Source organism: Pseudomonas sp. Irchel 3F6 (assembly GCF_900187595.1).
GTDB lineage: Bacteria > Pseudomonadota > Gammaproteobacteria > Pseudomonadales > Pseudomonadaceae > Aquipseudomonas > Aquipseudomonas siliginis.
The window spans coordinates 83,393-105,731 of sequence record NZ_FYDP01000003.1; the positions used below are offsets into that span (position 1 = coordinate 83,393).

13 protein-coding genes are annotated in these 22,339 nt (G+C 61.8%); 8 read left to right on the forward strand and 5 right to left on the reverse strand.

What is annotated here, in order from left to right:
• Nucleotides 1-23 precede the first annotated feature (23 nt).
• The 8 genes from prmA to CKW30_RS12170 all read left to right on the forward strand — a co-directional run bounded on the left by prmA (nt 24) and on the right by CKW30_RS12170 (nt 10,376).
• Nucleotides 24-902, forward strand: a complete 879-nt coding sequence (gene prmA, locus CKW30_RS12135; protein ID WP_095180914.1) for a 50S ribosomal protein L11 methyltransferase — start codon at nt 24-26, stop codon at nt 900-902.
• A gap of 30 nt (nt 903-932) precedes the next feature.
• A complete protein-coding gene (locus tag CKW30_RS12140; protein ID WP_095180915.1) occupies nt 933-2,192 on the forward strand; it encodes a DUF3426 domain-containing protein in 1,260 nt (419 codons plus the stop codon).
• A gap of 185 nt (nt 2,193-2,377) precedes the next feature.
• On the forward strand, nt 2,378-3,388 hold the full coding sequence (gene dusB / locus CKW30_RS12145; protein WP_095180916.1) for a tRNA dihydrouridine synthase DusB: 1,011 nt from the start codon (nt 2,378-2,380) through the stop codon (nt 3,386-3,388).
• A complete protein-coding gene (gene fis / locus CKW30_RS12150) occupies nt 3,385-3,705 on the forward strand; it encodes a DNA-binding transcriptional regulator Fis (protein WP_002555375.1) in 321 nt (106 codons plus the stop codon). The genes dusB and fis overlap by 4 nt, the downstream gene beginning before the upstream one ends.
• A gap of 83 nt (nt 3,706-3,788) precedes the next feature.
• Nucleotides 3,789-5,396, forward strand: coding sequence for a bifunctional phosphoribosylaminoimidazolecarboxamide formyltransferase/IMP cyclohydrolase (purH, locus tag CKW30_RS12155; RefSeq protein ID WP_095180917.1), 1,608 nt, complete (start codon nt 3,789-3,791; stop codon nt 5,394-5,396).
• Nucleotides 5,397-5,543: 147 nt separating this feature from the next.
• A complete protein-coding gene (purD, locus tag CKW30_RS12160; protein ID WP_095180918.1) occupies nt 5,544-6,839 on the forward strand; it encodes a phosphoribosylamine--glycine ligase in 1,296 nt (431 codons plus the stop codon).
• Nucleotides 6,840-6,938: 99 nt separating this feature from the next.
• A complete protein-coding gene (locus tag CKW30_RS12165; protein WP_095181162.1) occupies nt 6,939-9,716 on the forward strand; it encodes a hybrid sensor histidine kinase/response regulator in 2,778 nt (925 codons plus the stop codon).
• Nucleotides 9,717-9,779: 63 nt separating this feature from the next.
• Entirely contained in the window at nt 9,780-10,376 is a 597-nt protein-coding gene (locus CKW30_RS12170) for a MarC family protein (protein ID WP_016771870.1), read from the forward strand.
• Nucleotides 10,377-10,454: 78 nt separating this feature from the next.
• Here the strand turns inward: CKW30_RS12170 and CKW30_RS12175 are convergent, their stop codons facing one another.
• The 5 genes from CKW30_RS12175 to cobG all read right to left on the reverse strand — a co-directional run bounded on the left by CKW30_RS12175 (nt 10,455) and on the right by cobG (nt 22,277).
• Nucleotides 10,455-17,561, reverse strand: a complete 7,107-nt coding sequence (locus CKW30_RS12175) for a TcdA/TcdB pore-forming domain-containing protein (protein ID WP_095180919.1) — start codon at nt 17,559-17,561, stop codon at nt 10,455-10,457.
• A 367-nt stretch (nt 17,562-17,928) separates the two neighbouring features.
• A complete protein-coding gene (cobJ, locus tag CKW30_RS12180) occupies nt 17,929-19,629 on the reverse strand; it encodes a precorrin-3B C(17)-methyltransferase (protein ID WP_095180920.1) in 1,701 nt (566 codons plus the stop codon).
• Nucleotides 19,629-20,363, reverse strand: a complete 735-nt coding sequence (locus CKW30_RS12185; RefSeq protein WP_370695113.1) for a precorrin-2 C(20)-methyltransferase — start codon at nt 20,361-20,363, stop codon at nt 19,629-19,631. Before CKW30_RS12185 ends, cobJ begins: the two co-directional genes overlap by 1 nt.
• The gene (locus tag CKW30_RS12190; protein WP_095180921.1) at nt 20,360-20,986 is read right to left on the reverse strand and encodes a precorrin-8X methylmutase; all 627 of its coding nucleotides are present in this window, start codon (nt 20,984-20,986) and stop codon (nt 20,360-20,362) included. The genes CKW30_RS12185 and CKW30_RS12190 overlap by 4 nt, the downstream gene beginning before the upstream one ends.
• The gene (gene cobG, locus CKW30_RS12195) at nt 20,979-22,277 is read right to left on the reverse strand and encodes a precorrin-3B synthase (RefSeq protein WP_095180922.1); all 1,299 of its coding nucleotides are present in this window, start codon (nt 22,275-22,277) and stop codon (nt 20,979-20,981) included. Before cobG ends, CKW30_RS12190 begins: the two co-directional genes overlap by 8 nt.
• Nucleotides 22,278-22,339: the final 62 nt, after the last annotated feature.

Sequence of the window (22,339 nt, forward strand, 5' to 3'; positions counted from 1 at the left end):
ACAGATTTTCAAAGGTGCCCGCCATGCCTTGGCTGCAAGTCCGTCTCGCCATCACCCCGGAACAAGCCGAAACCTACGAGGACGCATTCCTCGAAGTCGGCGCCGTGTCGGTGACTTTCATGGACGCCGAAGACCAGCCGATCTTCGAACCGGAACTCAACACCACGCCGCTGTGGTCGCACACCCACTTGCTGGCGCTGTTCGAAGGCGGTACCGAACCGGAACCGGTGCTGGCCCATCTGGAATTGCTGACCGGCAGCCCGTTGCCCGAACATCACAGCGAAGTCATCGAAGACCAGGACTGGGAACGCAGCTGGATGGACGGTTTCGAGCCGATGCGTTTCGGCCAGCGTCTGTGGATCGTGCCGAGCTGGCACGCCGCGCCCGAGCCTGGCGCGGTCAACCTGCTGCTGGACCCGGGCCTGGCGTTCGGCACCGGCACCCACCCGACCACCGCACTGTGCCTGGAATGGCTCGACGGTCAGGATCTGAAAGGCTGCCACGTGCTCGACTTCGGCTGTGGCTCGGGGATTCTGGCGATTGCCGCCCTGCTGCTCGGCGCCAAACAAGCTGTGGGCACCGACATCGACGTACAGGCACTGGAAGCCTCGCGCGACAACGCTGGGCGCAACAATATTGCCGATGAGCTGTTCCCGCTGTACCTGCCCGAGGATCTGCCGCAAGTTCAGGCCGACGTGCTGGTCGCCAACATTCTCGCCGGCCCGCTGGTGTCGCTGGCGCCGCAACTGTCCGGTCTGGTCAAGAGCGGCGGGCGCCTGGCGCTGTCGGGCATTCTCGCCGAGCAGGGCGAAGAAGTAGCGGCAGCTTATGCGCAGGACTTCGAGCTCGACCCGATCGCCAATCGCGACGGCTGGGTGCGCATCACCGGGCGTCGGCGCTAAAATGACCGCTTGCCTGAACCGGATCGCCGCATGACCGACAGTTTCGTCACCCAATGCCCGCATTGCCAGACCAGTTTCCGCGTCAACCATGCTCAATTGAGCGTGGCGCGCGGGGTGGTTCGTTGCGGCTCCTGCCTGCAAGTGTTCAATGCCGCCAAGCAGCTGCTCGAGCAACATTCCGGCAAGGACACGGTGACGCCGCTCGCACCAGCGCTGCCTGAAGCGCCCGCGCCTGTCAGCGATTCTGCGGTCGTCGAACAGATCCCCGCACCGCGCGCCATCAGCCAGAAGCAATGGAGCGCGTCGGAACTGGATCTGGACAGCCTCGATCTGGACGAAGAACTCGCCCGCCTCGAACAGCGCGAAATCCAGCCGGCCGCCGAATTCGGCCGTACCCGCGAAGAATCCTTGAGCGCCCGACGCGACAGCCCGGAGCCGGACGAAGGCACATGGCCCGACAGCCTGTTCAGCGAGCCTGCGGATGAGCGCAGCGTAGCGCCGGATATCGAGCCGGATATCGACGGCATCGAAACCCTCGAACCCGAGCGCACCGAACCTTCGCTGTCGCTGGAGCCGGTGGATCTGGATGACGAGCCGCCGATTCCGCAATTGCGCCTGCATGACCCGATCGACCCCAACGCCCGCCGCGAACGACTGTCGGCTAGCGACGACAACGATGACGACGATCTGCCATTGATCACTTCGCCGCGCAAAAAACGCGAACGGGCCGAGCCCGGGGTGCGCGCCGAGGTCCTGCAGGATCTGACCGACGACCCGCTGCAACTGGACTGGCAGCAGCGCCGCTCGCCCTGGGGCCGGCGCCTGCTCTGGCTGGTGCTGGTGGTGTTGGCGGCCGGCGGCCTTGCCGCCCAGTACATCGCCTATCACTTCGAGGAACTGGCGCGGCAGGATCAATACCGACCGTGGTTCCAGCAGATCTGCCCGCAGATCGGCTGCACCGTGCCGTCGAAAGTCGATATCGGCAAAATCAAGAGCAGCAATCTGGTGGTGCGCAGCCATCCCGATTTCAGCGGGGCGCTGGTGGTCGACGCGATCATTTACAACCGGGCGACGTTTTCCCAGCCGTTCCCTTTGCTCGAACTGCGCTTCGCCGACCTCAACGGTCATCTGATCGCCAGTCGTCGCTTCAAACCCGGCGAGTATCTGAGCGGCGATCTCGAAGGCCTCGCGGAAATGCCGCCGCAGACGCCGATCCACATCGCCCTGGATATTCTCGATCCGGGGCCGAAAGCGGTGAATTACAGCCTGAACTTCCACTCACCGGAGTGAACCGCTTCAGCGTTTCTCGATTGACGGCATTTTTCTGACTGGATCGCGGCCAACCAAACCGTTGGCGATAACAGAATAACTGTTCAGATTTTGTTCAATTCAGCCTTTAACCAGTCATCGAGAGCGGGTATCATGCCCACCCTTTTTCGAACTCTCATGATCCGGCCCCACTTCAGGGAAGTCCTATGTCGGCGGTACGCATCGGCCCATATACATTGCAGAACGGTTTGATTCTCGCCCCGATGGCGGGCGTCACCGACCAGCCTTTTCGTCAGCTGTGCAAGCGTCTGGGCGCAGGGCTTGTAGTCTCGGAAATGGTCACCAGTGACATGAGCCTGTGGAATACCCGCAAGTCGCGCATGCGCATGATCCACGAAGGCGATCCCGAGCCGCGCTCGGTGCAGATCGCCGGTGGCGACGCGCAGATGCTGGCCGATGCGGCACGGGCCAACGTCGAACTGGGCGCACAGATTATCGATATCAACATGGGCTGTCCGGCCAAAAAGGTCTGCAACAAGGCCGCCGGCTCCGCGTTGCTGAAAGACGAAGCACTGGTGACCGAGATCCTGCAGGCCGTAGTGGCCGCGGTTGATGTGCCGGTCACCCTGAAGATCCGCACCGGCTGGGATCGCGAAAACAAGAACGGTCTGAACGTGGCGAAGATCGCCGAACAGGCCGGGATCACAGCGCTGGCCGTGCATGGCCGCACCCGCGCCGATCTGTACACAGGGGAAGCCGAGTACGACACGATTGCCGCGATCAAGCAGGCCGTGTCGATCCCGGTGTTTGCCAACGGCGATATCGATTCGCCGGAAAAGGCCCGATACGTGCTTGATGCGACCGGTGCCGATGGCCTGCTGATAGGCCGGGCCGCTCAAGGGCGGCCATGGATTTTTCGCGAGATCGATCATTTCCTGCGTACCGGCGAGAAATTGCCGGCGCCGAAACTGAGCGAAGTGGAACGCATCCTGCTGGAGCATCTGGCTGCCCTTCACGCCTTTTATGGTGACGTGATGGGCGTGCGCATTGCCCGCAAGCATGTGGGCTGGTATCTCGCAACCTTGCCGGGCGCCAGGGAGTTTCGCGCCCGTTTCAATCGTTTGGATGGTACGGAAACACAATGCGCCGACGTTCGGGAGTTCTTCGCCGAGCGTTACAAGAGCCTGACAGGGGACGAAGAAGGGGTGGCCGCATGACGATGATGACCGAGACTTTAGTGAGTGGAACAACACCCGTGAGCGACAACGTGAATTTGAAACAGCACCTCAACACGCCGAGCGAAGAAGGCCAGACCCTTCGCGGGAGTGTCGAGAAGGCGCTGCACAATTATTTCGCCCACCTTGAGGGCGCGTCCGTCACGGATGTGTACAACCTGGTGCTGTCCGAAGTCGAGGCGCCCCTGCTCGAAAGCGTGATGAACTACGTCAAGGGCAACCAGACCAAGGCCAGTGAGCTGCTGGGACTGAACCGCGGCACGCTGCGCAAGAAACTCAAGCAGTACGATCTGCTGTAAGCATTCAATCAAACCAGAAAGGCGCCCGCGTAAAAAACGGTCGCCTTTTTTGCTGACTTCCTTTGCTTTTGATGGAAATTGAGATGACCGACCAGACTACCCGCCTGCCGATCCGCCGCGCCTTGATCAGCGTTTCCGACAAGACCGGGATCCTCGAATTCGCCAAGGAGCTTGAAGCTCTGGGCGTCGAGATCCTCTCCACCGGCGGAACGTTCAAGCTGCTGCGCGACAACGGCGTTGCAGCAGTGGAAGTCGCGGACTACACCGGTTTCGCCGAGATGATGGACGGTCGGGTGAAAACCCTGCACCCGAAAATCCACGGCGGCATCCTCGGTCGTCGCGGTACTGACGACGCGATCATGAACGAGCACGGCATCAAGCCGATCGATCTGGTAGCGGTCAACCTGTACCCGTTCGAAGCGACCATCAACAAGCCAGGCTGCGACCTGCCGACCGCCATCGAGAACATCGATATCGGCGGGCCGACCATGGTCCGTTCGGCAGCGAAAAACCATAAAGACGTGGCCATCGTGGTGAATGCCAGCGATTACGCCAACGTCCTGGAAAACCTCAAGGCCGGCGGCCTGACCTACGCTCAGCGTTTCGACCTGATGCTCAAGGCCTTCGAACATACCGCCGCCTACGACGGCATGATCGCCAACTACATGGGCACCGTGAACCAGGCCGCTGAAACCCTGAGCACTGAAGGTCGCAGCGAATTCCCGCGCACGTTCAACAGCCAGTTCATCAAGGCTCAGGAAATGCGCTACGGCGAGAACCCGCACCAGAGCGCGGCGTTCTACGTGGAAGCCAGGCCGGCCGAAGTCGGCATCGCCACCGCGACCCAGCTGCAAGGCAAAGAACTGTCGTACAACAACGTCGCCGACACCGACGCTGCGCTGGAATGCGTGAAGAGCTTCGTCAAGCCAGCCTGCGTGATCGTCAAGCACGCCAACCCGTGCGGCGTGGCGGTCAGCCCGGATGCCGAAGGCGGCATCCGCCAGGCTTACGAACTGGCCTACGCCACCGACACCGAGTCGGCGTTCGGCGGCATCATCGCCTTCAACCGTGAACTGGATGCCGAGACCGCCAAAGCGATCGTCGAGCGCCAGTTCGTTGAAGTGATCATCGCCCCATCGGTCAGCGAAGAAGCCCGCGCCATCGTCGCGGCCAAAGCCAACGTACGCCTGCTGGCCTGCGGCGAGTGGTCGGCTGAGCGCGCCGCTGCGTGGGATTACAAGCGCGTCAACGGTGGCCTGCTGGTGCAGAGCCGTGATATCGGCATGATCAGCGCCGATGACCTGAAAGTGGTGACCAAGCGCGCGCCGACCGAACAGGAAATCCACGACCTGATCTTCGCCTGGAAAGTCGCCAAGTACGTCAAATCCAACGCCATCGTTTACGCCAAGAACCGCCAGACCATCGGTGTCGGCGCCGGCCAGATGAGCCGCGTCAACTCGGCACGCATCGCCGCGATCAAGGCTGAGCACGCCGGTTTGCAGGTGGCCGGTTCGGTCATGGCGTCCGACGCGTTTTTCCCGTTCCGCGACGGTCTGGACAATGCGGCCAAGGTCGGCATCACTGCGGTGATCCAGCCGGGCGGCTCGATGCGTGACAACGAAGTGATTGCTGCTGCTGATGAAGCCGGCATCGCAATGGTCTTCACCGGCATGCGCCACTTCCGTCACTGATACACCGATTCAAATGTGGGAGCGAGCCTGCTCGCGAATGCAATCTGCCAGCGACGTTGACGTTGACTGACACACCGCTTTCGCGAGCAGGCTCGCTCCCACATAAAGCGCTCCAGCAGCGCCTGACAGATTTTTGAGGTTTTTGAAATGAATGTTTTGATCATTGGCAGCGGTGGCCGTGAACACGCTCTGGCCTGGAAAGTGGCTCAGGATCCGCGTGTGCAGAAGGTTTTCGTTGCACCGGGCAACGCTGGCACCGCCATTGAAGCCAAGTGCGAGAACGTTGCCATCGACGTGTTGGCGCTGGAGCAACTGGCCGACTTCGCGGAAAAGAACGTTTCCCTGACCATCGTCGGCCCGGAAGTGCCGCTGGTGGCCGGCGTGGTCGATCTGTTCCGCTCCCGTGGCCTGGACTGCTTCGGTCCGACTGCCGGTGCTGCGCAACTGGAAGGCTCGAAAGCCTTCACCAAGGATTTCCTCGCCCGCCACAAGATCCCGACCGCCGATTACCAGAATTTCACCGAGATCGAGCCGGCCCTGGCTTATCTGCGTGAGAAAGGCGCGCCGATCGTGATCAAGGCCGATGGCCTGGCTGCCGGCAAAGGCGTGATCGTCGCCATGACCCTGGCCGAAGCCGAAGACGCCGTGCGTGACATGCTCGCTGGCAACTCGTTTGGCGACGCCGGTTCACGCGTGGTGATCGAAGAATTCCTCGACGGCGAAGAAGCTTCGTTCATCGTCATGGTCGACGGCAAGAACGTGCTGCCGATGGCCACCAGCCAGGATCACAAACGCGTCGGCGACGGCGACAGCGGCCCGAATACTGGCGGCATGGGTGCTTATTCCCCTGCCCCGGTGGTCACCGCCGACGTGCACCAGCGCGTGATGGATCAGGTGATCTGGCCGACCGTGCGCGGCATGGCCGAGGAAGGCAACGTCTACACTGGCTTCCTATATGCCGGTCTGATGATCGACAAGGCCGGTAACCCGAAAGTCATCGAGTTCAACTGCCGCTTCGGCGATCCGGAAACCCAACCGGTGATGCTGCGTCTGCAATCGAGCCTGGTGCTGCTGGTTGAAGCCGCGTTGGCGCAGGCACTGGACAAAATTGAAGCACAGTGGGATCCGCGTCCGAGCGTTGGCATCGTTCTGGCTGCTGGCGGCTACCCGGGCGACTACGCCAAAGGCGCAGCGATCAACGGTCTGGACGCGGCGGCAGCTCTGGAAGGTAAAGTCTTCCACGCCGGCACCGCGTTGAAGGACGGTCAGGTCGTCACTGCCGGTGGTCGTGTACTGTGTGCCACTGCCATGGGCGCCACCGTGGGTGAAGCTCAGCAGCAGGCCTACAAACTTGCCTCGGCAATCGACTGGGAAGGCTGCTTCTACCGCAAGGACATCGGCTACCGCGCCATTGCCCGTGAACGCGGCGAAACCCAGGAGTAAGCGATCCATCAGGCCCGGCGCGGGATGCCATTCCTCGCCGGGCTGTTCGGTCGTCGCGCATCGTTATATTCTGGCATCAACCTACGAAGGGATTTCGCCGTGCGCTGGCTCAGGATTGCCATAAGCTTCACCGTCACGCTGATGACCTTGCTCTGCATGCTTCCGGCCCAGGCCGCGCAAGGCAGTGGCTGGTCGGTATTGCTTGACGATCAGGGCATCCTGCAACTGAGCGACATCCGCTCCGCTCGCTATACCAATCAATTCAGCCCCATCGAGCTTGACCGTCTGACCGCGGCCGAACCCGAGGGCGCCCTGTGGCTGCGCTTCAAACTGGCGCCGGGCAAGCACGAACAAGTGCTGCGCATCTTTGCCCCCGACCTGTCCCAACTCAATCTCTACGTGCTCGACGGCGACCGGCTGATCGAGCAACGCAATACCGGCAACGAACGGCCGCAGGCCGAACATCCTTTGCCAAGCAGCGATTTCATGCTGCCCCTGCCCCAGGCCGACAAGCCGCTGGACGTCTACGTACGCATGGTCTCCGGCCATCAGCTGCGCCCGCACATCACCCTGCAAGCGGCAATCGAGGGCGCAGCCGATCAGAAGCAGACGCTGATTTTCGGCCTGCTGTTCGGCTGCCTCGCCATGCTCCTGCTGCACAACCTGGTGCGCTACGCCTACTCGCGCTCGCGCAGCAGTCTGTGGCTGGCGATCTGTGAGGGCCTGCTCGGGCTGAGTCTGTTCCTGTTGCTCAATCTCGCCGGTCCGTGGTTGCCGAACTGGCAAGCCATTCAGACGCCGGGCGCTTATCTGGCATTGCTGCTGACGGCTCCAGCCGGATTGATGTACGCCCTGCGCTTCTTTGCACCACTGGGCCAGCATCCGCTGAACAAACTGCTGTGGGGCGACATTCTGTTGATCGTCACGTGCAGCCTGTTGCTGCTGTTCGTCAACACCTTGCCGCTGAACATCATCACCTACGCATTGGTCGCATTGGCCGGTCTGAGCATGTTGCTGGTGGGTTTCTATCACTGGCAGAAGGGCTATCGCCCGGCGCGTCTGTTCGTCGCCGCCATGATCGTGTTCAACATCGGCACCCTGGTTATCCTGCCGGCGCTACTGGGGCTGACCCTGGTCACGCCGCAAGGCCTGATCATGACGCTGATGGTGTTCATCTGCATCAGCGGTCTGCTGATGAGCGTCGCCTTGGGCGAGCGACAGCGCAGCATCACTGAAAGTCGTTTCAGCATCAGCCGCGACCTGGCGGCAAGCAACGCCGAAATCAACGCCAAAGCCGAATTCCTCGCCAAGATCAGCCACGAAATCCGCACACCGATGAACGGCGTACTGGGCATGACCGAGCTGCTGCTGGGCACGCCGCTGTCGGTCAAGCAACGCGATTACGTGCAAACCATCCACAGCGCCGGCAACGAACTGCTGACGCTGATCAACGAGATCCTCGACATCTCCAAGCTCGAATCCGGGCAGATCGAACTCGATGACGTGCAGTTCGACCTCAACGCCCTGATCGATGATTGCCTGAGCATCTACCGGGCCAAGGCCGAGCAACAGAACGTCGAGCTGATCAGCTTCATCCAGCCGCAAGTGCCACGGGTAATCAGCGGCGATCCGACGCGCCTGCGCCAGACCTTGCTGAGCCTGCTGGAAAATGCCCTGAAGAAAACCGAAGAAGGCGAAGTGCTGATCGTCGTTGCACTGGATGAGCGCAGCAGCAAGCCGCGCCTGCGCATTGCCGTGCAGGACAGCGGCGTGCCGATGGAGCCGGAAGAGCGCGAAGCACTGTTGCACGCCGAATTGCACAGCAAGCACTTCCTCTCGGCCAATCGCCTGGGCGGCAATCTCGGCCTGGTGATTGCGCGCCAACTGATCCGTCTGATGCAAGGCGAGTTCGGCATCAAGAGCGGCGCCACCCAGGGCAGCACTTTGTGGCTGACCTTGCCACTGGACCCGGATCGCCTCGAACATCCGACCTCCGATCTGGACAGCCCGCTGCAAGGCGCGCGGGTATTGGTGGTCGACGACAACGACACTTGCCGCAAAGTGCTGGTGCAGCAGTGCAGCGCCTGGGGCCTGAATGTCAGCGCCGTGCCGTCGGGCAAGGAGGCGCTGGCGCTGCTGCGCACCAAGGCGCATCTGCGCGATTACTTCGACGTGGTCCTGCTCGACCAGAACATGCCCGGCATGACCGGCATGCAACTGGCAGCGAAGATCAAGGAAGACCCGAGCCTGAACCACGACATTCTGCTGATCATGCTCACCGGCATCAGCAACGCGCCGAGCAAGATCATTGCGCGCAATTCGGGGATCAAACGAATACTGGCCAAACCGGTGGCCGGCTATACGCTCAAGACCACGCTGGCTGACGAGCTCAATCAACGCAACAAGGGCCAGGTCGCGTTCCAGCCGCAGGTCGTTACGGCGGCCACAGCGGCCAAAGTGCCGAGCGACTTCCGCATCCTCGTCGCCGAAGACAACACCATCTCGACCAAAGTGATCCGTGGCATGCTCGGCAAGCTCAACCTGCAACCGGACACCGCGAGCAATGGCGAAGAAGCGCTGCAAGCGATGAAGGCCCAGCGTTACGACCTGGTGCTGATGGATTGTGAAATGCCGATCCTTGATGGCTTCTCCGCCACTCAGCAACTGCGCGCCTGGGAAGTCAGCAATCAGCGCATCCGCACACCGGTTGTAGCCCTCACCGCGCACATTCTTGCCGAACACAAGGAGCGCGCCCGGCAGGCCGGCATGGACGGGCACATGTCCAAACCGGTCGAGCTCTCCCAGTTGCGCGAGTTGATCGAACACTGGGTTGCCCAACGCGATCAGCAGAACCGGGCCACGACCCAGCCGTCGTAAACCGACAGAATCTGCGGTGCCTGATAGACTCCCCCCCGACTCCATCGCCAGTGAGCTTGCATCATGCTCCATGTGTTGTTCAGCGTTTATCTGAAGATGCTGGTGCTCTACAGCCCGTTCTTCGTGTTGTCGTGCTTTATCAGCCTGACCCGTGGCTATTCGCGCAAGGAACAGCGGCGTCTGGCGTGGAAGGTCGCCCTCGCCACACTGATTTCCAGTGTGCTGCTCTATTTGTTCGGGCGGGTGATTTTCGATGTCTTCGGCATCACCGTGGACGCCTTTCGCATCGGTGCCGGCAGCGTGTTGTTCATTTCCGCGCTCGGCATGGCTCAGGGCAAACCGGCGGTGCAGGCTGATAATGTGCAGCAGGACGTGACCATCGTGCCGCTGACCATCCCGCTGACGGTCGGCCCCGGCACCATCGGCGCCTTGCTGGTGATGGGCGTCAGCCAGCCGCACTGGGACGACAAGCTCACTGCAATCATGAGTATCGCCCTGGCCAGTTTTACTGTCGGAGTGGTGCTGTATCTGTCCAATCGCATCGAGCGGATTCTCGGCGATCAGGGCTTGCAGATTGTCAGCCGCTTGATGGGATTGTTTGTTTGCGCACTGGCGGCGCAAATCATCTTTACCGGTGTGAAAGGCTATCTAGTGCCTTGAGTGTTGTTGCAGCGCAACCGCCACAACGAAACGCCGCGTACGGTTACCGTTCGCGGCGTTTTGCTGTGCGTAGAGACATCAGCGCAGCGCTGCGATCACCGCTGTCAGGCTGACCGTGGCCTCTGCGCCGCGCACAGTGGCAAACGCTTCCAGCCCTTGAGCCAGCGTGAACGTGTGTGGCCGCCCGGCAATGGGCAGCATCAGTAGCAGTGGGCGCTGTCCGTCGAAATTACGCAATATCAGACTGTGCCCGGAGTCCGGATCGGTCAGTACCACACCGTCATCGACCCGTGACATCCACCAATGCCCGCACTCGTCCAGATCCAGATCCAGCAGGCAAGGTTCTGCCGTTTCAGCATCCGAAGCCTGTCGTCCATCGACCACGATGCAGTCCAACCGCTGGAAGGACGCTTGCGCCAGCCGATAACCCGAGGTCTGCGCACCGAAAGTCAGCAGCAGCCTGGTGACGCCATCGGGCAACAATGTTTCGATCTCTGTGATGTCATCACCTACCTCAAGCACCATGACCTCGGCGTCGCGATGGGCATAACTGTCGGGCAGCCAGACGCCGTCGTTCGGGCCGGCGCTGAAAATCAGTTGGTCGACCGGGTCGAACAGCATCGGCTGCTTCGACCCGCGCGTACCGAGGAATGCCGACCACTGTCCGTCACTGCGCCCGGCCAGATCGAACAGCTGATCAAGTTGCGGTAGGTAATACAGATAGCGTCCGGTTGCACTTGCCACTTGTATGACAGGCGCGTGGGCATGCCCTTGCAACAATGCTCGCAGGCGTGCACGTAACTGTTCATCGCTCTGCCCCGGCACATGAGACCAGCGATTTTCCACGCCAACGATCATTGCCGGCTGGTTATCCAGCAATTGCAGATGCACCCCGTCGAGGGTCTGCGCAATCAGCCCTTCACCCTGGCGCCGCACCTCAGCAAAAGTCCATGACGTCCAGACCTTTTCAGGCCTGTCGAGCACCTCCGGTTTCAGCAAACGATGGTCAGCGGCAAACACTCCCCGCAGTGCTTCGATCGCCATCAGCGGCTGGCGGAAAAGTTGTCCGGCGCTGACCTCAAGCAACCAGACAGCGCTTTGATCCGGGGTCAGACCGAGCAGCGCCAGCTCCTTGCCCTGACCGATATCGGCCACAGCGACTTTGCCATCGACACACCACACAGTCAGGAACGCCTGACCTGCCCCATCTCGTAAACCGAAGACCGGGAACGGCAGCAACGCTGCGACCGTGGCCAGCGAGGGCAATGCGCTCAACCAATCGGGATTTCGCTGCAGCCAGCGCTGCCCAACGCCGGCGAACCGGAGAATCGAGGGTTTATCGGCCTGATCGAGCCATGCCTCATCGCTTCTGTGCGCAAGGGAAGGTACCCCGTACTGAAACACAATCACCTCGTCGATCGCTGCCGCTGCCGGCACGTCGACGATATCGACCTCGAACAGACGGCCGTCGTCCTTGGTGGCGATGAAACGCTGATTGATCTGAGTGACCTCCACCACATCGCGCTCGATCACCACATTCTGCCCATGACCGACACGGGGTTCGATGCCGCGGCTGATCGTCCGCTCCTGCTGGCTATAGAACAGCACCGCGTTGTTTTCAGGGCTGGACGGCATCAGCATCAACAAGTATTCGGGCCAGGACAGGTCTTGCCTGGCCTCAATGCACTTGCCCGTCGTCTTGTTCAGCCAAGCCCTGTCGCGCAACTGCGACCCGGCATAGCCCTCGACAACAATGAACGGAGCACAAGACCAATCACTGCTGCTGGCGGCCATGTCTGACGAGACGCTCATGTCCGGGGCATCGGCTTGTCGAAGCGCTTCACGCGGCTCGAACCGATAGTCCTCGGCGGCAAAAGCGATCTGGCAAGCGGTCAGTTCTACATGCTGCCCGCTAATCCGGTACTCGACCGTGGTGGTGCCATGCAACGCTTCTGCCGTCAGCTTCTGCGCAATCCGCAGCGCTCCATCGGCTTGTTGTCGGCAGCCGATGATGGTCGAACCTGTACGTGGATTTTTCAGACGGTAGCGATGCTGGACAGTGCCGGTCAGCACATCGACCCGCCATACCGATGGATGATCGGGATGGTAGAACCACGCATGGCCGGCGTTGACGCCTGCCAGAACCACACCCTCGTTCACCTCCTGCGGCAGGTTACGCGCGAACAGCACCCGATCCCGCGCAGTGTCGTAATAGCCGGTAGTCACCACTGGCCGGTTCGGCGAATCGAACGGCACTCTGAAGTTACGCAACGGCAAATAGGCTGCGGTCAGTTGCCCGCTTGCGACCTGAGCGCGCAAATAGCGCTGCACCGGCGCAGGGATGCCGCTGGCGGTCATGTTGGCGCTACGCAGTTGAGTCGCAGCGTTGTTTTCGTAGTCGAGGACAACGGCGATCAGATGCAGGCTGCGGCCCGTCCAGTCGATCCGGAACAGCCCCTCGGCCAGCTCGATGACGCCGTCAAAACGATTCAACACGAGGCCATCGACCAGCATGTCAGGTGCGCTGTCGATGCTGTCCCGTGGTTTTGCACGAAAGCTGACCTGCTCGACCCGTGCCCAGGACGCCTGCACCGTCCAGGTCACCCGTTCCCAGCCTTGGGCTTGCTCGAAATTCACCGACAGCAGGCCTGGCACCAACCGAATCCGGAATTGCCCCTGCGGTGCGGTGATCCGGTAGGCAATCTTCTCGCGCCACTCTGGCGGCAGGTCCGGAACCAACAGCTGACTGACCTCTGCGCTCAACTGCAGCTTGATCGTCGTGGCCATGAATACCGGATGCAGCTTGTAGAGTATGTGCGGCGCTAATGGCGTACTGAACAGGTAAAACACCCGGTTACCGAGCGCGTCATATTCCAGCTGATGTGCCAGGCGGTCGTGCAACCGCGGGTAGCGGGTTGTTGAAAAGGGCACGGTCCCGGCGCTGCCGAGTTGATATTCATAGCCGTAGTAACAGATTGGCGAACAAGGCAGCACCACCATCGTGGGCAAAGTACCCCAGACGCTGCCGACAGCAGGACGTTGAAAGGCTATGGGGATGTTGATCGCAGCATGCCGCGTGGCAGGATCATCGTCGTATTGCGGCAATTCCAGTGCACTGCCCTTCCAGGGGTAAAACTTCTGCCCTTCGAACGCCACCCTTCTGCTGTGCAGATCCACCTCGGTAATCACTGCCAGTGCGGGGAACTGCAAGACCGCACCAACGCTTTCGTAAGACTTCTGATAAGCGTCGTGAATCTGCGAGAGGTGCTCGCCGATGGCCGCAGCCTTGTCCATGATCTGCCCGAGATTGCTGGCAATCGCGGTCACCCCGATACCGACGCCCAGTAGCGGCACGGACAGCGCTGCGGCGAACGCGCCCACCGTTCCGCCCGCCGCCAGGGCGACAATATCCAGACCCAGGGCCGCCGTATTGAACGCCAGAGACGTAGAGAATCGCGCTCGCTGCTCATGATTCTCTGCCTGCGTCAGGTTGTAGATGTCGAAACCGATATTGGCCACGGAAAATGCCACCCCGACGCCCGTGGCGGCCTGCCCTGCCAGACGTGCGGAGAACGAGGTCTGCTGCAACGCCCGCTCGGCCACCGCTAAATGGCGCACCAACTGGATGACCTGCACTGCATCGCTGGCCACACCAAAGCCCAGCTGTGCATAACTGACGTACACCTGAAGTTGCAGGGCGACGGTCAGTGTCGGCGCTGTATCGCCAGCGCGGTACTCGCGCTGGCGCATTTCACTGATCAGCGTCTGGATCGCAAAGGCGAAACTGAGTCGGCTGCCACCGTCGTGATCAGCCGTCTGACCGGGCCTGGCCGCACCGCCCTGCACGAGTCGTTCGACGTATTGCCTGATTTTCTGAAAGCGCGAATCCCGGGTGCTGACCGTCCGGGCATTTTGCGCATTGCGCAGATCCATCAGCGTAATGCTGTGGCCGCCGTCGGCGTTTTTGCTGTGGGTATCGAGCAACGGCACGTAATCACGCGCCAGGTTGTGCTCACGGCGCAAACGCTCGGTCGCCTGCTCGAACTCGCTGGTCCAGTAGCGTGCGTCCAGTTGCGCAAGGCTGGTGCCCAGCCGAGCGTTTTCCCCCAGAGATCGGGTACGGGCCAGCGCTTGTTTGTGCCAGATCGAGGCTCCCTGCGGATCGGCCAGCGCAACGTTGTGCAGAAAACTGTCCACACGCAGAGCCGATGACAGCTTGCGTTCGGCGATCGCCGCAGTGTCCAGCTCAGTGACGGTGAACTGCGCCGTGGCCATCTCACCCAGACCATAAAGCTTCGCCAGCGCGTTATCGTCTGCGCTCAGATAACGCTCTACGCCACGTTGCAACTGCGCGCCATCGGCAAATCCGTAGAGGGCGAAGTTAGGATCGTAGAAGCGATAGGCCGCGTGCTCACCGGTTCGCACTTTCGCCAGCAGCAGGGCGTGGTCGCCAGTGTCGAGCAGCAGCACCGCAGGCGCCGCACTGACGTTCAGCGCGGCGATGATGCTGTCCAGGCGTTGCACGCCGCGAACGCTGCCGACCTCGCCGGTGGGCAAGGCGCGCAGTTCGTCCAGCGCACTGCGCAACGCCCGCGATCCAATTTCGTCGGGACTCGCGCTGGCGCTGGCGACATGCCCGACCAACGCCCGTTCCGCCGGCTCGCCGGCTGCCACTGCGGCGCCCATCAGCAGCGCCAGCGGATAACAGCGGCGCCCCGGGTCGCCCGCGTTGCGCTGCAACAGATCCTGCGGCAACTGCTTGACCGACACCGCGCCAGCCTTGAAAAAGATGTCACGCACTTGCCCGCTGCGCTGCAGGATCTGCGTGCGAAACTCCCGCTGCGCGCTGTGCTTGATCTGGCCGATACGTTCGCCCCACTGGCGCAGCGTCAGCGGCTCGGACATGGCTTGAACCTTGAGTTCGCGGGTCGTCGATGTGGCCGTCGGCAGGTCGCGTTCCAGTCCGTTCTCGAACGCCGCCGAGCGGCGCTGGCGCACGGCTTTTTCAATCGCATCGTAGCGCGCGAAAGTGCCGTCACGGTCGGTGGCGATGGCCAGGTCGCGCACCTGTTGCCAGGTATCGGCGAACCCGACATCGTCCACGCTCGTTGCGCCGAAAATCCCCCCGAGCACGACTCGCATCGCGGGGCTCAGTTGTTCCAGCGGCAGCGTACCGTGGGCGATCCGGCTGAACAGTTCGTTGAGATGGCTGACCGATTCCGCACCATGGGAGGTCGGCACAACCACAGGTCCTTGCGCCAGCACTTGCTGACGGGCGTCGAAGTCGATGACCACGGCTTGAGCGAAATTGACCTCCCCGCTCAACTTGTCTCGCATCGCTCGAATGAACGGCTCGCCCAGATCATCCATCAAGCGTTGCAGCACCGCGGTCACCAGCACCGGTTTGCCCTCGACAACGGGCCAGCCGCGCTCGAAGGTCAGGCTTCGATCGCTGAGCAGGTTGGACAAGCGTCCGGCATAACGAGACTTGAGCTTTCCCTCGGCCCACCGGGCGTGTTCCTTCTCCAGCCAGTCTTTTTCCGTGCCCCTGACGATCCAGCCGGAAATGGTTTCCTCTTCGGTATTGACGTTGTAGCCCTCGCGCAGACGCTGTTGCGCCAGCACCTGACGAGTGAAAAACGGATCGCAATTGGCTTCGATATATTCATGTAATCCAGCGAGTGCCGCGCCCGGGCCGGTGAGCGTTACCGTACCCGCCGCGTCATTGCGGATACCGTCCCGATAATAGGTGACAACCGCTTTAAGCAATTGGTAGGCATAAGCTTCATTCCAGCTGGTGAAGTTCGACCTGACCAACATCTCTTCAATGACTGTCGCCGCGACCGTGGTCAGGTTTTCACCGTCGGCCCAACCGGATGCCGAGTTGGCCATGCGCTTTTCAACTTCAGCGAGCACGTCGTAATTAAGCCGAATGACTTGCATGATCGACATCGTCATGCCGCTGCCCGGCTGGGCGATGAAATGAGCGTTCATTTCTTCATTGATTTGCAGCCCCATGCGAAAGCCGTTCTCCGCAGCCTCCACGACTTTTGGCGCTATGAACAGTTCAAGGACGTCGGGTTTGCTGCGAGCAAAATCCTCGAGAAGTTGTTTATGTTGCTCTGGAAGACTGTCGGTCCTGTCGGGGTAATGCTGCGGATCGCGCCCCGGCATCAACTGCGGATTGTTGTTCAACAGAAGTTGCAGGACTGCGATTTTCTGCGTCTGGCTGTAATCGCTGATATCGACACCGCCCAACTTGTCGAGCAGCGGCGGCAGATAATCCATGTCGGTATAACGCCCGCCTTCACGAAATTCCGCCTGCAAGCGCACCACATCGCTCGCTGCAGCGAAGTTGCCGCGCATCGACACTTCGCGGTGGTAGACGTCCGCCAACAAGTCATCGGCAAAGGCGTGAGTGACATCGCGTAATTGCAGATCCGGCCCCACCATCGCCAGATGGCTGTCGAGGCAGCGCTGACGAAAAGCCTGCAGCGACGCGCGGTCCTTGCCATAAGCACGCACCATCAGATCGATGCGTGCTTCATCGGTCCGCCCCTTCCACCTCGGCTGGCTGAGGTAGTCGAACATCTGCTGTTTCAACACCCGTGCACGCTCTTCAATCATCGTCGCCAGTTGCCCGGCATGCTTGAGTGCTGCACCACCGGATGCCATCGCATCAGCCCTGGCGCTGTCGAGAATGACCCGGTTCATCTCGAAAGCCAGCAACGCATCGCTGTCGTACCAAAGGTTGAAGCGGTAACCCTCCGCCGCCATCACCTGGCGCCAGATATTCATGTAATCGCGCTGATTGACCCCGACTTCGCTTCCGCCAACCCAGACGAAATGGATGACTTTCGGCACCGGCCGGGTCGGCCCCGACAACATTTCCACGGTCGTCGAAAGCCGTGACAGATAACGTTGCAGCCCTCGCGCAATGTCATCGACAACCACCGGAACAGGGTTTTTTTTGCGTTTCAACAACGCTGCAAGTTGCTCTTGAAACAGGCTCGCCAGGGTCAACAACGACACCGGGTCAGTCGTTTGACCGGCTTGCTGGTAATAGTCGTTCAGCGCTTGATATTGGGGTGTAGCAGAAAGCTCCCGCAATGCTTTTGAGAGTACGGAATACTCTTGCGCAGAAATGAATGCTCGCCCGAACGAGTAATCGTTTTTTAAAGCCATCACACACTCCTTGTTTACTTAATGGCCCATTGACGCGCGCACTTTCGCGCCGCTGCAGAGCGGTAAATTGATTTGAACGACACTCGACAAGTGCTATGAACACAGCACCCTAGTGGGCTAATACGCGCCACACAAACAACAAGGAATACAAAGCTTGTCCCCGGCAATATCTGATAACACCGAAGCACTATGCTGTAACGGCTGCGAAATAATTAGCGGACCGGCGCGACCGTCGGACAAAAAAAATGGCCCTGCCCTGTGGGGCATGACCATTGTTTATTGCTGGTGGAAAACAATTGAAACTTCGATCGGACTTACAACCGCTCAAACTTTCCCAAAGCTGAATATTGAATGAGCGGAGGGTTTTTCAGGACAGCGGTTTTTCACCATACCAACGCGGCGTGTAAACCCACTCACCGCCTCCGGCACGGGCGAAGGTGCAGGTGGTCGAAGAGCCGATCAGCACCATGGTGCGCATGTCCACCTGTTCCGGTGTCAATGCGCCCAGGGTCGTGGTGCGCAGCGTCTGCCCCGGCCGGCCGATGTCCCGACCGAGCACCACCGGTGTTTCAGGCGAGCGGTGCTGCGCAACAATCTCCAGTGCGCGGCCCAGTTGCCACGGGCGCGCCCGGGAAATCGGGTTGTAGAACGCCAGGGCCAGATCCGCTTGGGCGGCCAGATCCAGACGTTTCTCGATGATCGCCCAGGGCTTGAGGTTGTCCGACAGGGACATCACGCAGAAGTCGTGGCCCAGCGGCGCACCGGCCTGAGCCGCAGTGGCCAGCGAGGCGGAGACGCCGGGGAGGATTTCCAGATCAACGCTGTGCCACGCCGGGTCATCCGATTCGTGCAGGGCTTCGAGCACCGCAGCGGCCATGGCGAATACGCCCGGGTCGCCCGAGGAAACCACGATCACCGAGCGGCCTTCGGCGGCGAGCCTGAAGGCATGGCGGGCACGCTGCATTTCTTCACGATTGTCGGTGCAGTGCTGCACCTGATCGTCGCGGAACGGGCCGGCCATGCGCACGTAGGTTTCATAGCCCAGCACATCGGTGGCGCGGGCCAGTTCGGTTTTCACCGCTGGCACCATCAGTTCGGCGGCGCCGGGGCCAAGACCAATGACCGCCAGGCGACCGCGCGGGCGGCCGATCTGCGCGACGTCCAGCGGTTGCTCGGCAATCGCGATCGCCAGATATTCTGCGCAGATCACGGTCGCCGCTGGCACTGCCACGCGGGCCAAAGTCTGAAGATCGTTTTGTGCTGCCACGAAGCGCAGTGGCACGCCCAACTCGAGCGCAGCCTCGCGCAAACTCGATGAGGCCATTTCAGCGTCTGCTGCCACCAGACACGCCAGTGCCGGCACGGCGACGCTGGCCTGTTGCAACGCAGCGCGAACAGCGTTCGACAGATCTGCCACGTCAGCGCTCACTGCCACCGCCACGCTGCGCGGGTAAATCAGTAATTCATCGGCGCTGGCCACCCGCTGCACACTGCTCACATGAATCGACCGCTGCGCCTGCGGATCCTGCGGCAACTGCGCCTGATCGAGCCATGGCGCCGCGCCTTCGATGCGCACGCTGTGCCCGGCGAGCAGGTCGGAAACGAAGCGTTTGCCCGATTCCAGATCCGCCAGTGCGTAGCCGCTTGGCGGATTGAGCAGGCAGGTACCAAAGCGCAATTCGCCGCTGGTGGTGATCGCCGGCGCCACTTGCAACGCCGCCGCGATCTCCCGGGCCATGACGTTGACCCCGCCGAGTCCACCCAGCAATGGCACCACCGCGCTGCCGTCTTCGGCCACCGCCAGCACCGCCGGTTCGGCGCCTTTCTCCAGCAACAGCGGCGCCAGGGTGCGAATGACAATCCCCGCCGCGCACAGGGCAATGATCGGCGTGTCCTGTTGATACAACGCGCGCAGGGTCGCGCCGAATTCCTGATAGCTGCTGTCGGCGCCTTCAACCCGTCCGGCAAGGCCATGAACCTGCGCCGCCGGATAGACCTGTTGAATGCGCCGCGCCGTGGCGAGGCTGCCCTGGCCGAGAATGACGATGGCGGGAGTCGCTTGGCTCATCAACCTTGCCACCGTTCGCCCGGGACGATGATCAGCGAGAAGTACGGCGAGGACATCGGCTCGACCTGATCCATCGGCACGATCTTCTGATTGGCCATGGTCGCGCGCTCGACATACAGCGCGCGCTCGGCGAGACCGAGTTCTTCCAGCACCTGACGCACTTTGGGAAAGTTGCGCCCCAGTTTCATGATCACCGCCGCGTCGGCATCGGCCAGACGCCGTTTCAGTTCTTCGTGGGGCAGCACGCCGGAAAGCACCGACAGGCTCTGATTGCGATACACCAGCGGCGCGCCGAGCACCGAAGCGCCGCCGAGCATCGAGCACACGCCGGGCACGACTTCGGCCTCGTAACGGCTGGCGAGACGATCATGCAAATACATGTAGGAGCCGTAGAAGAACGGGTCGCCTTCGCAGATCACCGCCACGTCGCGGCCGGCGTCCAGATGCTCGGCGACCGCCACAGCGGCTTCGTCGTAGAAATCGCTGATGACCTGCTCATACGACAGCGGCGCCGGCAACGCCTCGGTGGTCACCGGATAGACCAGCGGCAGCAGGTTCTGCGCCTCGACCAGATGCGCCTCGATGATGCCGAACGCATTGCCCTTCTTGCCCTTGGCCACGAAATACGCGACCACCGGCGATTCGCGCAGCAGGCGCAAGGCTTTCACAGTGATCAGTTCCGGATCACCGGGGCCGACACCGAGGCCGATCAGACGTCCTTTGGCCTGCATCATTCGATCTCCGTGGCGAGGGCATTGACGGCGGCCGCGGCCATGGCGCTGCCGCCCAGCCGACCCTGCATGATCACGAACGGCACGCCGCGACTGTCGGCGGCCAGCGCCGCTTTCGATTCGGCAGCGCCGACGAAGCCGACCGGGAAGCCAAGGATCAGTGCCGGTTTCGGCGCGCCGGCGTCGAGCATTTCCAGCAAGTAGAACAGCGCGGTCGGTGCGTTGCCGATCACCACCACACTGCCTTCGAGGTGCGGGCGCCACAGTTCCAGCGCGGCAGCCGAGCGGGTGTTGCCCAACTCGCGGGCGAGGTCCGGCACGCTGTCGTCGCGCAAAGTGCAGATCACTTGGTTATTGGCCGGCAGGCGCGTGCGGGTCACGCCTTCGGAGACCATCCGCGCGTCGCAGAGAATCGGCGCACCGGCCGCCAGAGCATCGCGCCCGGCCTTGCCCGCGCCCTCGGAGAATTGCAGACCGTCGACGGCCTCGACCATGCCGCAGGCGTGGATCACCCGCACCGCAAGTTTTTCCAGATCGGCGGGAATGCGCGCCAGATTGGCCTCGCGGCGAATGATCGCGAAGGAGTTGCGATAGATCTCCTGACCGTCGCGGATGTAATCAAGCATCAAGGGGGCTCCGGGAGCGGGCGTCGAGCAGGGTCGCGGCCGCTTCAATAGTAAGGTTGCAGGCGTGCAGCGTGCCGAATCCGGGCTGTGCTGCATCGCGAAAATAGAGGTCGTAATGACCGGGGGCAACGGCCAGCAGCGTCGCTGGCGCGCAGTGGGCGGCGGCGCAGGAGCGCGAGCAACCCGACAGGTGCACGCTGAGGCCTGCGGGCAGCAGAGGTGCAAGTTGCCGGGCATCCTGTTTGGTGTCGGCAAGGCCTTTGCCGCAGCCATCGGCGCCGGTGCAGGCGATCAGGCGAGCCAGTGGTTCGGCCTCGGCCGTCAACAGGCCCAACGCCCGCAACTGCTCAAGCACGTTGTCGGTATCAGTGGCTTTCACGTTCGGCAGCAGCAGGCTCTGCCACGGCGTGAAGCGCAGACTGCCATCGCCAAATTGACGGGCCAGTTGTGCCGCGCCACGCAGCATCGCCGGATCAAGTCGGCCCAGTGGCGGCACTGCGCCGACGTAGCAGAGACCTTGCGTGCTCTGCTGATGAGCGCCGATGTGCAGCGCGTCTGCCGACGTCGGGCGCTGCCAATTGCTGATCGCCTTGAGCGATACGCGCTCGCGCAACGATTCAAGAAAGGCGAGCCTTGGCAACTCGTCGAGCAGATGGCGCATCCGTGTTTGCTCTGGCCGGGCCAGGTCGAGGAACAACTCCAGCGCGGCGACCACCAGCGCGTGAGCGTTGTCCAGGCTCACAGCGCCGAGCGGGCGATCGGTCGGGCAACCGGCCAGACCGAATGCCCAGAGGATTTCGCCGTCACGCTCGAATGCCGACAGCCACAGATCATGCGGATGTTCGAGCATCGCCAGCGCTTCGCCGCCATCGAGCTGCACGGCGAACTTGGCGCTCAACTCATGGAAGCGCGGATGACTTTGCAAGGTGTCGAGGATTTGCCCTGCGAGCGGGCGCGTGTCGATCAGCATCTGCCGATCGATCCCGGCGGCAGGGCTGAGCATCAGATTGCGCACATCGTCGCCGGCAGCGTTCTTTGGCCCGAGGCCAGCGGCCAGCAAGCGCTCGATCAGCGCTGCCGATTGCGCACCGATACCACGAATCTGCAGGTTGCCGCGATTGGTCGCTTCGATCGCACCGCTCGCAAACGCTTCGGCGGCAGCGGCCACCGCATCGGCCTGATCGGCGCTGATCGAACCGCCATCAAGCTTGATCCGGCAGATACCGCCGTCCAGTGCCTGGACGATACGCAGCAACCCCGGGCAGGCCGAGGGGCGTAAGGCAGTGGACATCGGGCGTTCGTTCAAGGGGCTGACCGGTTGTGTGGCAGAAGCGCTTCGCGGGCGAAGGCGCG